The organism is Acidovorax sp. Root217, from assembly GCF_001428645.1.
In the GTDB taxonomy this organism is placed as follows: Bacteria; Pseudomonadota; Gammaproteobacteria; order Burkholderiales; family Burkholderiaceae_C; genus Acidovorax.
Window position 1 is genome coordinate 1 of the sequence record NZ_LMIH01000005.1, and the last position, 13,160, is coordinate 13,160.

The 13,160-nt window shown below is 62.1% G+C and carries 9 protein-coding genes and 1 tRNA gene; all 10 read left to right on the forward strand.

The annotated features are described in order from the left end of the window. Positions 1-71: 71 nt before the first annotated feature. The 10 genes from ASE31_RS01545 (at position 72) to ASE31_RS01590 (ending at position 13,096) form a co-directional block, all read left to right on the forward strand. A tRNA-Trp gene (locus tag ASE31_RS01545) sits at positions 72-147 on the forward strand. Positions 148-236: 89 nt separating this feature from the next. Next, a complete protein-coding gene (gene secE / locus ASE31_RS01550; protein WP_057199789.1) occupies positions 237-620 on the forward strand; it encodes a preprotein translocase subunit SecE in 384 nt (127 codons plus the stop codon). Between the two features lie 4 nt (positions 621-624). Continuing rightward, positions 625-1,221 carry a transcription termination/antitermination protein NusG gene (nusG, locus tag ASE31_RS01555; protein ID WP_057199790.1) on the forward strand — a complete coding sequence of 199 codons (597 nt, stop codon included), beginning with the start codon at positions 625-627 and terminating at the stop codon, positions 1,219-1,221. A 119-nt stretch (positions 1,222-1,340) separates the two neighbouring features. Next, entirely contained in the window at positions 1,341-1,772 is a 432-nt protein-coding gene (gene rplK, locus ASE31_RS01560; protein ID WP_057199791.1) for a 50S ribosomal protein L11, read from the forward strand. 1 nt (position 1,773) lies between these two features. Beyond that, positions 1,774-2,469 carry a 50S ribosomal protein L1 gene (gene rplA / locus ASE31_RS01565; protein ID WP_057199792.1) on the forward strand — a complete coding sequence of 232 codons (696 nt, stop codon included), beginning with the start codon at positions 1,774-1,776 and terminating at the stop codon, positions 2,467-2,469. Between the two features lie 238 nt (positions 2,470-2,707). Beyond that, positions 2,708-3,232, forward strand: a complete 525-nt coding sequence (gene rplJ, locus ASE31_RS01570; RefSeq protein WP_057199793.1) for a 50S ribosomal protein L10 — start codon at positions 2,708-2,710, stop codon at positions 3,230-3,232. A 40-nt stretch (positions 3,233-3,272) separates the two neighbouring features. After that, entirely contained in the window at positions 3,273-3,650 is a 378-nt protein-coding gene (gene rplL, locus ASE31_RS01575) for a 50S ribosomal protein L7/L12 (RefSeq protein ID WP_057199794.1), read from the forward strand. Positions 3,651-3,915: 265 nt separating this feature from the next. Then, complete coding sequence (gene rpoB, locus ASE31_RS01580; protein WP_057199795.1) at positions 3,916-8,028, forward strand: DNA-directed RNA polymerase subunit beta; 4,113 nt, start codon at positions 3,916-3,918, stop codon at positions 8,026-8,028. A 21-nt stretch (positions 8,029-8,049) separates the two neighbouring features. Then, on the forward strand, positions 8,050-12,297 hold the full coding sequence (gene rpoC, locus ASE31_RS01585; protein WP_057199796.1) for a DNA-directed RNA polymerase subunit beta': 4,248 nt from the start codon (positions 8,050-8,052) through the stop codon (positions 12,295-12,297). Positions 12,298-12,508: 211 nt separating this feature from the next. Next, positions 12,509-13,096, forward strand: coding sequence for a hypothetical protein (locus ASE31_RS01590; protein WP_057199797.1), 588 nt, complete (start codon positions 12,509-12,511; stop codon positions 13,094-13,096). Positions 13,097-13,160 lie beyond the last annotated feature (64 nt).

A 13,160-nucleotide genomic window follows, 5' to 3' on the forward strand; every position in this document is an offset into this window, starting at 1 on the left:
TCGCCATCCGTGAAGGCGGTCGTACCGTCGGCGCCGGCGTCGTGGCCAAGATCATCGCCTAATAAGGTTATAGGGGTATAGCTCAATTGGCAGAGCGTTGGTCTCCAAAACCAAAGGTTGTAGGTTCGATTCCTACTGCCCCTGCCACTTGAATGTGGCCCCCAACAAGCCCGCCAGACCCTGGCGGGCTTCGGCGTCTTGGGCGACGCCGCGAATCGGAGCAGGAAACAATACACATGGCCACTTCCCAGGTTGAAACCGTCAATACCGGTGCTGACAAAGCCAAGCTTGCTGCTGTGGCCGCGCTGGTCATTGCATCGGTCGCTGGCTTTTACTTGCTGAGCAAGCAGGGTGCGATTGCCCAGTGGGCCGCATTGATCGTCGGACTGGTTGCTGCCGCTGCCGTGTTCCTGGTGTCCGAGCCAGGCCGGCAGTTTGTCGCGTTTGCGCGCGAAGCCTGGCGCGAAGTCAAGAAGGTCGTCTGGCCCACCCGCAAGGAAACCTTGCAGATGACGGCCTACGTGTTTGCGTTTGTCGTCATCATGGCGCTTTTCCTGTGGTTCACCGACAAGACCCTCGAATGGCTTCTGTACGACCTCGTTTTGGGCTGGAGGAAGTAACGCCATGACAAGCACCCCTGTGGAAACCACCGGAGCCGAGGCTCTGGCACCCGCCGCGCCATCGAATCCCGATCTGCGTTGGTACATCGTTCATGCCTACTCGGGCATGGAAAAAGCGGTCGAGCGCAACATTGTGGAGCGCATCGGCCGTTCGGGCATGGAGACCAAGTTCGGCCGCATCCTCGTTCCCACCGAAGAAGTCGTGGAAATGAAGAACGGCCAGCGCAAGACCACCGAGCGCCGCCTGTTCCCGGGCTATGTGTTCGTTGAAATGGTCATGGACGACGATACCTGGCACTTGGTGAAGCACACCAACAAGGTCACGGGTTTTGTGGGCGGTGCCAAGAACCGTCCCGCCCCCATCTCGGAAGACGAAGTGCAGAAGATCGTCAGCCAGATGCAGGAAGGCACCGAGAAGCCCCGCCACAAGGTGGAGTTCATGGTGGGCGAGCTGGTGCGCGTCAAGGAAGGCCCGTTCACCGACTTCAATGGCTCGGTGGAAGAAGTCAATTACGAGAAGAGCCGTGTACGGGTGTCCGTCATGATCTTCGGCCGCTCCACCCCGGTGGAGCTCGAATTCGGCCAGGTTGAAAAGACCTGAGCTTCAAGGTTTGGATGCCGCACCTTTCGGCTCGGTGCGGATGAAAGTGTTGTCGAGTCGTTAACCCCGGGGAGCTCAGGCCGCAAGGCCAAGGCGTTATCACCCGCAAGGAGTAAAGCATGGCGAAAAAAATCGTCGGTTTTATCAAGCTGCAAGTTCCAGCTGGTAAGGCCAATCCATCCCCACCGATCGGCCCAGCACTGGGTCAACGTGGTCTCAACATCATGGAGTTCTGCAAGGCATTCAATGCGCAGACCCAAGGCGTTGAGCCAGGCCTGCCATTGCCCGTGGTCATCACGGCTTTCGCAGACAAGAGCTTCACCTTCATCATCAAGACGCCGCCTGCGACGACCCTGATCAAGAAGGCCATCAAGCTCGACAAGGGTTCTGCGAACCCGCTGAAGACCAAGGTCGGCAAGATCACGCGCGAACAGCTCGAAGAGATCGCCAAGACCAAGATGAAGGACATGAACGCCGCCAACGTAGCCGCCGCTGTGCGCACGCTGGCTGGCTCTGCACGCTCGATGGGCGTGACGGTGGAGGGTTTGTAATATGGCCAAGCTGACCAAGAAGCAAAAAGCCCTGCAAGGCAAAGTCGACAGCAACAAGCTGTACGCATTCGCCGATGCAGTCGTGATCGTGAAGGAAGCCGCTACGGCCAAGTTCGACGAATCCATCGATGTGGCCGTTCAGCTTGGCATCGATGCCAAGAAGTCCGACCAGGTGGTTCGCGGCGCCGTGGTGCTGCCCAACGGTACCGGCAAGACGACCCGCGTGGCTGTGTTCGCCCAGGGCGCCAAGGCTGAAGAAGCCAAGGCTGCTGGTGCCGACATCGTCGGTATGGACGACCTGGCCGCCATGGTCAAGGCCGGCGACATGCCCTTCGACGTGGTGATCGCTGCCCCTGATGCCATGCGCGTCGTGGGTACGCTGGGCCAGATCCTGGGCCCACGTGGCCTGATGCCCAACCCCAAGGTGGGCACCGTGACGCCTGACGTCGCTACGGCTGTGAAGAACGCCAAGGCAGGTCAAGTGCAGTTCCGCGTCGACAAGGCCGGTATCGTGCACAGCACGATCGGCCGCCGCTCGTTCGACAACGACAAGCTGCAAGGCAACCTGGCTGCACTGATCGAAGCCCTGACCAAGGCCAAGCCTGCAACCAGCAAGGGTGTGTATCTGCGCAAGGTGGCAGTGTCTTCCACGATGGGCCTGGGTGTCCGCGTGGATACGCAGACCATCGCAGCGTAATTGCTAGAAATCTTCGGACCCGCCTTCACGGGCAGGCCCGATGTGGTGGGCTGAGGCTGCTTCGGTAGCCACAGGCCATCCAAGACCGTTGGTGCGCGATCCCGTCGCGCTTAAAGACACAGAGACGCCAACGCAGATGGCGATCCCGCTGCAGATGGAAAACTTTCCTGAACAGTTGGTCGCTGCAACAAGAGCGTGCACGAGGCAACCGCCGAGTGCGCATTTTAAGGAGTAGACCTTGAGTCTTAATCGCAGTGAGAAAGAAGCGGTCATCAGTGAAGTGACCAGCCTCGCCGCTAAAGCTCAAACGCTTGTGATCGCGGAATACCGTGGCATCACGGTCGCCGACATGACCAAACTGCGTGTTGATGCTCGCAGCAAGGGCGTGACCTTGAGTGTTCTGAAGAACACCCTGGCCCGCCGTGCTGTAGCAGGCAGCGCATTTGACGTGGTGGCTGACCAGATGACCGGCCCGCTGATCTACGGCTTCTCCGAAGACGCTGTGGCCGCCGCCAAGGTGGTGGCCGATTTCGCGAAGACCAACGACAAGCTGGTGATTCGCGGTGGCGCTTTCGGTGGCAAAGCCCTGGATGTCAACGGCGTTAAGCAACTGGCCAACATTCCTTCCAAGGAAGTCCTGTTGGCTCAGATTTGTGGCTTGCTTATGTCCCCCATGTCGCGTACGGCCGTTGTGCTGGGCGCGCTGGCGGCCAAAAAAGGCGAAGGCGCTGCCGTACCGGCCGCCGAACCTGTCGCGGCCTGATGGCCCGATGGATAACCAACAAAATTGTTAGGAAATAAAAATGGCATTCGATAAAGACGCATTTTTGACCGCTCTGGACAGCATGACGGTTCTGGAACTCAATGACCTGGTGAAGGCCATTGAAGAGAAGTTTGGCGTGAGCGCAGCTGCCATGGCAGCTCCTGCTGCCGGCGGCGGCGGCGGCGGTGCTGCAGCAGCTGAAGAGCAAACGGAATTCAACGTGGTCCTGCTCGAAGCCGGCGCCAACAAGGTTTCCGTGATCAAGGCTGTGCGCGAAATCACCGGCCTGGGCCTCAAGGAAGCCAAGGACCTGGTGGACGGCGCTCCAAAGAACGTCAAGGAAGCTATTGCCAAGGCCGACGCCGAAGCAGCAGTCAAGAAGCTGGTGGAAGCCGGTGCCAAGGCTGAACTGAAGTAATTCAGTCCCCTTCAAGGGCTGGAGTGCTCCTCGCGGGCCTCCAGCCTTTGGTGCTTTCAGAGCGCACCCGAAAGCCGCACCCATAAAGCGGTTTTCGAGTGTCTTCTGACAACCCCGACAGCAGAAGATACCTTGGTTCGGGTGATGTGCAACGCATCGCCGTCCGCCATGGTTGGTAGTGGCCAACCGCCAAGCCCGCAAGGAGGAGAGCCTTTGCGGGTCAGTCGTCGAAGACCCAGGACTCATGTCTTTGCCCGGAGATCTCATGGCCTATTCCTATACCGAACGCAAGCGAATCCGCAAAAGTTTCGGCAGCCGCGACAGCGTGCTGGAAGTTCCTTATCTGCTGCAGATGCAGAAGGACGCATACACCGCCTTCCTGCAGGCTGATAAAGCACCGCAAAAACGCACCATTGAAGGTCTGCAGGCTGCCTTTGACGCTGCCTTCCCCATCGTCTCGCACAACGGTTTTGTGGAGATGAAGTTCATCGAGTACAACCTGGCCAAGCCGGCTTTCGACGTGCGCGAGTGCCAGACCCGTGGTCTGACCTTCGCCTCGGCCGTGCGCGCCAAGGTGCAGCTCATCATCTATGACCGCGAGTCCTCGACGTCGCAGTCCAAGGTGGTCAAGGAAGTCAAGGAACAAGAGGTCTACATGGGCGAAGTGCCCCTGATGACCGAGAAGGGCTCCTTCATCATCAATGGCACGGAACGCGTGATCGTTTCGCAGCTGCACCGCTCGCCTGGCGTGTTCTTCGAACACGACAAGGGCAAGACGCACAGCTCGGGCAAACTGCTGTTCTCCGCGCGCATCATCCCCTACCGCGGCTCTTGGCTGGACTTCGAATTCGACCCGAAGGACATCCTGTACTTCCGCGTGGACCGTCGCCGCAAGATGCCGGTCACGATCCTGCTCAAGGCCATCGGCCTGAACCCCGAGTCCATCCTCGCGAACTTCTTCGTGAACGACAACTTCCGCATCATGGACAGCGGTGCGCAGATGGAATTCGTGTCCGAGCGCCTGCGCGGAGAAGTGGCGCGTTTCGACATCACCGACAAGTCGGGCAAGGTCGTGGTCGCCAAGGACAAGCGCGTCACCGCACGCCACACCCGTGAACTGGAACAGTCCGGCACCACGCACATCAGCGTGCCCGAAGACTTCCTGATCGGCCGTGTGGTGGCCCGCAACATCGTCGATACGGACACCGGTGAAATCATCGCCAAGGCCAACGACGAGCTGACCGAAGCGCTGCTCAAGAAGCTGCGCGTGGCCGGCATCCAGGACGTGCAGTGCATCTACACCAATGAACTCGACCAGGGTGCGTACATGTCGCAGACCCTGCGCATCGACGAGACGGTGGACGAGTTCGCTGCCCGCGTGGCCATCTACCGCATGATGCGCCCCGGCGAGCCGCCAACCGAAGACGCCGTGCAGGCCCTGTTCCAGCGCCTGTTCTACAACCCGGACACGTACGACCTGTCGCGCGTGGGCCGCATGAAGTTCAACGCCAAGATCGGCCGCGACGAATCCACCGGCCCCATGGTGCTGTCCAACGAGGACATCCTGGCCGTGGTCAAGATCCTGGTGGACCTGCGCAACGGCAACGGCGAAGTCGATGACATCGATCACCTGGGCAACCGCCGCGTGCGCTGCGTGGGCGAACTGGCCGAAAACCAGTACCGCACCGGCCTGGCACGTATCGAGAAGGCTGTGAAGGAGCGTCTGGGCCAGGCCGAGCAAGAGCCGCTGATGCCCCACGACCTGATCAACAGCAAGCCGATCTCGGCGGCCCTGAAGGAATTCTTCGGTGCCTCGCAGCTGTCGCAGTTCATGGACCAGACCAACCCGCTCGCCGAAATCACGCACAAGCGCCGTGTTTCCGCACTGGGCCCGGGCGGTCTGACCCGCGAACGCGCAGGCTTCGAAGTGCGCGACGTGCACGTGACCCATTACGGCCGAGTCTGCCCTATCGAAACGCCTGAAGGCCCGAACATCGGGCTGATCAATTCGCTGGCCCTGTACGCCCGCCTGAACGAGTACGGTTTCATCGAAACCCCGTACCGCCGCGTGGTGGACGCCAAGGTCACGAACGAGATCGACTACCTGTCGGCCATCGAAGAAGGCAAGTACGTGATCGCGCAGGCCAACGCCCTGCTCGACAAGGACGGCCGCCTGACGGGCGACCTGGTGTCTGCCCGTGAAAAGGGTGAATCCATCCTGTGCGGCGCAGACCGCGTGCAGTACATGGACGTGTCGCCCGCACAGATCGTGTCGGTGGCTGCATCGCTGGTTCCGTTCCTGGAGCACGATGATGCGAACCGCGCGCTGATGGGCGCCAACATGTCGCGCCAGGCCGTGCCTGTGCTGCGTCCTGAAAAGCCGCTGGTGGGCACGGGCATCGAGCGCGTGGCCGCTGTCGACTCCGGCACCGTGGTCACGGCCACCCGTGGCGGTATCGTGGATTACGTGGATGCCACGCGCATCGTGGTGCGCGTGAACGACGTGGAAGCCGTTGCCGGTGAAGTGGGTGTGGACATCTACAACCTCATCAAGTACCAGCGTTCCAACCAGAACACCAACATCCATCAGCGCCCCATCGTCAAGAAGGGCGACATGCTGGTCAAGGGTGACGTGATTGCCGACGGCGCATCGACGGACTTCGGCGAAATCGCCATCGGCCAGAACATGCTGATCGCCTTCATGCCATGGAACGGCTACAACTTCGAAGATTCGATCCTGATCTCCGAACGCGTGGTGTCCGAAGACCGCTACACCTCGATCCACATCGAGGAACTGGTGGTCATGGCCCGCGACACGAAGCTCGGTGCGGAAGAAATCACGCGCGACATTCCGAACCTGTCGGAACAGCAACTGAACCGCCTGGACGAGTCCGGCATCATCTACGTGGGCGCCGAAGTGCAACCCGGCGATACGCTGGTGGGCAAGGTCACGCCCAAGGGCGAGACCACCCTCACGCCTGAAGAGAAGCTCTTGCGCGCCATCTTCGGCGAGAAGGCTTCCGACGTGAAGGACACCTCGCTGCGCGTGGACCAGGGCTCGCAAGGCACCGTGATCGACGTGCAGGTGTTCACCCGCGAAGGCATCCAGCGCGACAAGCGCGCCCAGCAGATCATCGACGATGAACTCAAGCGCTTCCGCCTGGACCTGAACGACCAGCTGCGCATCGTCGAGGCCGACGCCTTCGACCGTATCGAGAAGCTGCTCAATGGCCGCGTGGCCAATGGCGGCCCGCAGAAGCTGGCCAAGGGCACGAAGATCGACAAGGCCTACCTGGCTTCGGTCGAGAAGTTCCACTGGTTCGACATCCGCCCTGCGGAAGACGAAGTCGCCACCCAGCTCGAAAGCATCAAGAACGCCCTGGAGCAGACGCGCCACAGCTTCGACCTGTCTTTCGAGGAAAAGCGCAAGAAGCTCACGCAAGGCGACGAGCTGCCCGCTGGCGTGCTCAAGATGGTCAAGGTCTACCTGGCCGTCAAGCGCCGCCTGCAGCCTGGTGACAAGATGGCCGGCCGCCACGGCAACAAGGGTGTGGTGTCCAAGATCGTTCCGGTCGAAGACATGCCCTACATGGCCGACGGCACCCCTGCCGACATCGTGCTGAACCCGCTGGGCGTGCCTTCGCGGATGAACATCGGGCAGGTGCTCGAAGTCCATCTGGGCTGGGCCGGCAAGGGCATTGGCCAGCGCATCGGCGACATGCTGCAGCAGGAAGCCAAGGCCTCCGAGATGCGTACCTTCCTCGAAGAGGTGTACAACTCCCGCGGCCGCAAGGAAGACCTGTCGCAGCTGACCGACGAAGACGTGCTGGCCATGGCCGGGCATCTGACCGCTGGCGTGCCTTACGCGACCCCGGTGTTCGATGGTGCTTCGGAAGAAGAAATCATGGACATGCTCAAGCTGGCCTACCCCGACGACATCGCCGAGCGCAAGGGCCTGACGCCCACGCGCACGCAGGCTTACCTGCACGATGGCCGTACGGGTGACCGCTTCGAGCGTCCCACCACCATCGGCTACATGCACTACCTGAAGCTGCACCACTTGGTGGACGACAAGATGCATGCCCGTTCCACGGGCCCGTACTCCCTGGTCACGCAGCAGCCGCTGGGCGGCAAGGCCCAGTTCGGTGGCCAGCGTTTCGGGGAAATGGAAGTGTGGGCGCTGGAAGCCTACGGTGCAGCCTACGTCCTGCAGGAAATGCTCACCGTCAAGTCCGACGACGTGGTCGGTCGTACCAAGGTGTACGAGTCCATCGTCAAGGGCGAACACGCGATCGAAGCCGGCATGCCGGAATCGTTCAATGTGCTGGTCAAGGAAATCCGCTCGCTGGGCCTTGATATCGAGCTGGAACGCTCCTAAGCGGAAAAGGAAAGAGTCACTATGAAATCGCTACTCGACCTGTTCAAGCAATTCACGCCGGATGAGCACTTCGATGCCATCCGCATCGGAATGGCCTCGCCCGAAAAGATCCGTTCGTGGTCTTTCGGTGAGGTGAAGAAGCCCGAGACCATTAACTACCGCACGTTCAAGCCCGAGCGCGACGGCCTGTTCTGCGCCAAGATCTTCGGTCCCATCAAGGACTACGAATGCCTGTGCGGCAAGTACAAGCGCCTCAAGCACCGCGGCGTGATCTGCGAGAAGTGCGGCGTTGAAGTCACGCAGACCAAGGTGCGCCGCGAGCGCATGGGCCACATCGACCTGGCCGCGCCCTGCGCGCACATCTGGTTCCTGAAGTCGCTGCCATCGCGCCTGGGCCTGGTGCTGGACATGACGCTGCGCGACATCGAACGCGTGCTGTACTTCGAAGCCTACGTGGTGACCGACCCCGGCATGACCCCGCTGAAGAAGTTCAGCATCATGTCCGAGGACGACTACGACGCCAAGCGCAAGGAATACGGCGACGAATTCATCGCCAAGATGGGCGCTGAAGGCATCAAGGACCTGCTGGAATCCATCGACATCGACCTGTCGATCGAACGCCTGCGCGGCGACCTGACCGGCTCGGAAGTCAAGGTCAAGAAGAACGCCAAGCGCTTGAAGGTGCTCGAAGCGTTCAAGAAGTCGGGCATCAAGCCCGAGTGGATGGTGCTTGAAGTGCTGCCCGTGCTGCCACCGGACCTGCGTCCGCTGGTGCCGCTGGACGGCGGCCGCTTCGCCACGTCCGACCTGAACGACCTGTACCGCCGCGTCATCAACCGCAACAGCCGCCTGCGCCGCCTGCTGGAGCTGAAGGCCCCTGAAATCATCGCCCGCAACGAAAAGCGGATGCTGCAGGAAGCCGTGGACTCGCTGCTGGACAACGGCCGCCGTGGCAAGGCCATGACGGGCGCCAACAAGCGTGCCCTGAAGTCGCTGGCCGACATGATCAAGGGCAAGTCCGGCCGTTTCCGCCAGAACTTGCTGGGCAAGCGCGTGGACTACTCCGGTCGTTCCGTGATCACCGTGGGCCCAACGCTCAAGCTGCACCAGTGCGGCCTGCCCAAGCTGATGGCCCTGGAGCTGTTCAAGCCTTTCATCTTCTCGCGCCTGGAAGCCATGGGCATCGCGACGACGATCAAGGCCGCCAAGAAGGAAGTCGAATCCGGCACGCCGGTGGTGTGGGACATCCTGGAAGAGGTCATCAAGGAACATCCGGTGATGCTCAACCGTGCACCTACGCTGCACCGCCTGGGCATCCAGGCGTTCGAGCCCATCCTGATCGAAGGCAAGGCCATCCAGCTGCACCCCCTCGTCTGCGCGGCCTTCAACGCCGACTTCGACGGTGACCAGATGGCCGTCCACGTCCCGCTGTCGGTGGAAGCGCAGATGGAAGCCCGCACGCTGATGCTGGCCTCCAACAACGTGCTGTTCCCCGCTTCGGGCGAGCCTTCCATCGTTCCTTCGCAGGACGTGGTGCTGGGCCTGTACTACGCCACCCGTGACCGCATCAACGCCAAGGGCGAAGGCCTGATCTTCGCCGACACCGGTGAAGTGCAGCGCGCGTTCGACGCGGGCGAGGTCGAGCTGGCCACGCGCATCAACGTGCGCCTGACCGAGTGGACCAAGAACAAGGACACCGGCGAGTTCGTGCCCGAGGTCAAGATGGTGGAAACCACCACCGGCCGTGCCCTGCTGTCCGAGATCCTGCCCAAGGGCCTGCCGTTCTCGAACATCAACAAGGCCTTGAAGAAGAAGGAAATCTCCAAGCTCATCAACGTCTCCTTCCGAAAGTGCGGTCTGAAGGAAACGGTGGTGTTTGCCGACAAGCTGCTGCAAAACGGTTTCCGCCTGGCCACGCGCGCCGGCATTTCCATCTGCATCGACGACATGCTGGTGCCGCCCCAAAAGGCCGGCATCATCGAGCGCTCGGAGAAGGAAGTCAAAGAGATCGAACAGCAGTACGTCTCGGGTCTGGTGACCTCTGGCGAGCGCTACAACAAGGTGGTGGACATCTGGGGCAAGGCTGGCGACGAAGTGTCCAAGGTGATGATGGCCCAGCTGTCCAAGCAGAAGGTCATCGACCGCCACGGCAAGGAGGTGGACCAGGAGTCCTTCAACTCCATCTACATGATGGCCGACTCCGGCGCCCGCGGCTCTGCCGCCCAGATCCGCCAGGTGGCCGGCATGCGGGGCCTGATGGCCAAGCCTGACGGCTCGATCATCGAGACGCCCATCACCGCGAACTTCCGCGAAGGCCTGAACGTGCTGGAGTACTTCATCTCCACCCACGGTGCCCGTAAGGGTCTGGCCGACACGGCGCTGAAGACGGCCAACTCCGGCTACCTGACGCGCCGCCTGGTGGACGTGACGCAGGATCTGGTCGTGACCGAAGAGGATTGCGGCACTTCCAATGGTTCGCTGATGCGCGCCATCGTTGAAGGCGGTGAAGTGATCGAATCGCTGCGCGACCGTATCCTGGGCCGTACCGCTGCCGAAGACGTGCTGCACCCCGAGAACCGTTCGGTGCTGGTGCCCGCCGGCGTGATGCTGGAAGAAGACCTCATCGAGGAAATGGAAGCTGCTGGCGTGGACGAGGTGAAGGTGCGCACGGCACTGACCTGCGAAACCCGCTACGGCCTGTGCGCCCGATGCTACGGCCGAGATCTGGGCCGCGGCGGCCTGATCAACCTCGGCGAAGCCGTGGGTGTGATCGCTGCCCAGTCTATCGGTGAACCCGGCACGCAGCTGACCATGCGCACGTTCCACATCGGTGGTGCCGCATCGCGCGCTGCCATCGCTTCGAGCGTGGAAGCCAAGTCCAACGGCGTGATCGGCTTCAACGCCACGATGCGCTACGTGAGCAACACCAAGGGCGAGCTGGTGGTGATCGCACGTTCGGGTGAGATCATCATCCATGACGAGCATGGCCGCGAGCGCGAGCGCCACAAGGTGCCGTACGGCGCCCTGCTGACGGTGAAGGCCGACCAGACCATCAAGGCCGGCACCATCCTGGCCAACTGGGACCCGCTGACCCGCCCGATCATTACCGAGTTCGCCGGCCAGGTGAAGTTCGAGAACGTCGAAGAAGGCCTGACGGTTGCCAAGCAGCTCGACGAAGTGACCGGTCTGTCCACCCTGGTGGTGATCGATCCCAAGCGCCGTGGCGCCGCCAAGGTCGTGCGTCCGCAGGTCAAGCTGATCGATGCGCAGAACAACGAAGTGAAGATCCCTGGCACCGACCACTCGGTGACCATCGGCTTCCAGATCGGTTCGCTCATCCAGGTGCGTGACGGCCAGGACGTGGGCCCCGGCGAAGTGCTGGCGCGTATTCCGGTCGAAGGCCAGAAGACCCGCGACATCACCGGCGGTCTGCCCCGTGTGGCCGAGCTGTTCGAAGCCCGTACCCCGAAGGACAAGGGCACGCTGGCCGAGATGACCGGCACCGTGTCGTTCGGCAAGGAAACCAAGGGCAAGGTCCGCCTGCAGATCACCGATCCCGAAGGCCACGTGTTCGAAGAGCTCGTGCCCAAGGAAAAGAACATCCTGGTGCACGAAGGCCAGGTGGTGAACAAGGGCGAGTCCATCGTCGACGGCCCGGCCGACCCGCAGGACATCCTGCGCCTGCTGGGCATCGAAGAGCTGTCGCGCTACATCGTCGATGAAGTGCAGGACGTGTACCGCTTGCAGGGTGTGAAGATCAACGACAAGCACATCGAGGTGATCGTTCGCCAGATGCTGCGCCGCGTCGTGGTCGAGAACACTGGCGAGTCGAACTACATCGGTGGCGAACAGGTCGAGCGTTCCGAGATCCTGAACACCAACGATGCACTGCAGTCCGAAGGCAAGATCCCTGCGACCTACAGCAACCTGCTGCTGGGTATCACCAAGGCATCGCTGTCCACCGACTCGTTCATCTCGGCGGCTTCCTTCCAGGAAACCACCCGCGTGCTCACCGAGGCTGCCATCATGGGCAAGCGCGACGAGCTGCGTGGCCTGAAGGAAAACGTGATCGTGGGTCGCCTGATCCCTGCCGGCACCGGCATGGCCTACCACCAGGCACGCAAGGCCAAGGACGCCATGGACGACGCCGAGCGCCGCGCCATCGCCGAAGCCGAAGCCGCTGAAATGGCTGCGTCCTCGTCGTCGGACGATGCCACGGAAGTCGAAGGCAGCAGCACCACCACTGCCACGGACGCTTCCGCAGACTAAAAGCCAGGCGGCACCGGACAAGGACCCAGCGATGCAATGCGCGGCGCACGGGGTCCTGCTTCGGCGCAACCCCGGGCCTTGATGCGCTCCCGCCCTGTCTCTGGACAGGTCGGGAGCGTTTTTACTGGAGCGATCAAGCGCTCCGATTTTTCCCTGTTCCCTCTTTCTCGGCCGCGGGCTGCGTTTGCAGCGCACGCCCCAGGCCATGCGTATGTGGTCATCGCCTCTTTTCTGGATTCTTGTCGCCATCATGCTGTTCTGGGCCCTGGGGGCCTACAACCGGCTGACGCGGTTGCGCTCCTCCGTGGTCCAGGCCTTTGGCGCGGTGGACGCCCACCTGGTGCGACTGATTGCGCTGCTGGGCGAGTTCGACGCGGTCCAGGGCCACAGCGCGGGCCCCGGCATGCCCAGCGGCTGCACGGACACCGCGCCGCCGGTTCAGCGCCCGGTGTTCGACCCGGCCAAGATCGCCGCCCTGCGCGGCGCCACCACGCAGATGGGGGCGTCGCTGGCCGTGGCACGCTCGCAGCCCCTGCAGCGCGATGCGCTGGCCGCGCTCACCGCAGCGCGCAGCGTGCTCGATGCCACCTGGCGCACCGTGGTCACCGAGGCCGATGGCCCGGGAGCCAGTGATGTGCTGGCGCCCTGGTCCATCCGCTGGGAAGAGCACCACGCGCAGATCGATCTGGCCGTGCAGGTGATCAACCATGCCGCCGGGCAGCACGACGCCGCCATCCACCAGTTTCCCGCCCGTGTGCTGGCCTGGATTTTCGGCTTCAAGGCCACCAAGGGGCTGTGATGAACGCGCCCCGGCCCCCTTTCTTTTGACCGCCAGCGCACCTGTGCGCCGGCACCACGAGGCA

Excerpts from the sequence above, each read along its gene's own strand:
- ASE31_RS01590 (WP_057199797.1), top strand. The coding sequence starts at position 12,509 with ATGTGGTCATCGCCTCTTTTCTGGATTCTTGTCGCCATCATGCTGTTC.
- rpoB (WP_057199795.1), top strand. The coding sequence starts at position 3,916 with ATGGCCTATTCCTATACCGAACGCAAGCGAATCCGCAAAAGTTTCGGC.
- rplK (WP_057199791.1), top strand. The coding sequence starts at position 1,341 with ATGGCGAAAAAAATCGTCGGTTTTATCAAGCTGCAAGTTCCAGCTGGT.
- nusG (WP_057199790.1), top strand. The coding sequence starts at position 625 with ATGACAAGCACCCCTGTGGAAACCACCGGAGCCGAGGCTCTGGCACCC.
- secE (WP_057199789.1), top strand. The coding sequence starts at position 237 with ATGGCCACTTCCCAGGTTGAAACCGTCAATACCGGTGCTGACAAAGCC.
- rplA (WP_057199792.1), top strand. The coding sequence starts at position 1,774 with ATGGCCAAGCTGACCAAGAAGCAAAAAGCCCTGCAAGGCAAAGTCGAC.
- rplL (WP_057199794.1), top strand. The coding sequence starts at position 3,273 with ATGGCATTCGATAAAGACGCATTTTTGACCGCTCTGGACAGCATGACG.
- rpoC (WP_057199796.1), top strand. The coding sequence starts at position 8,050 with ATGAAATCGCTACTCGACCTGTTCAAGCAATTCACGCCGGATGAGCAC.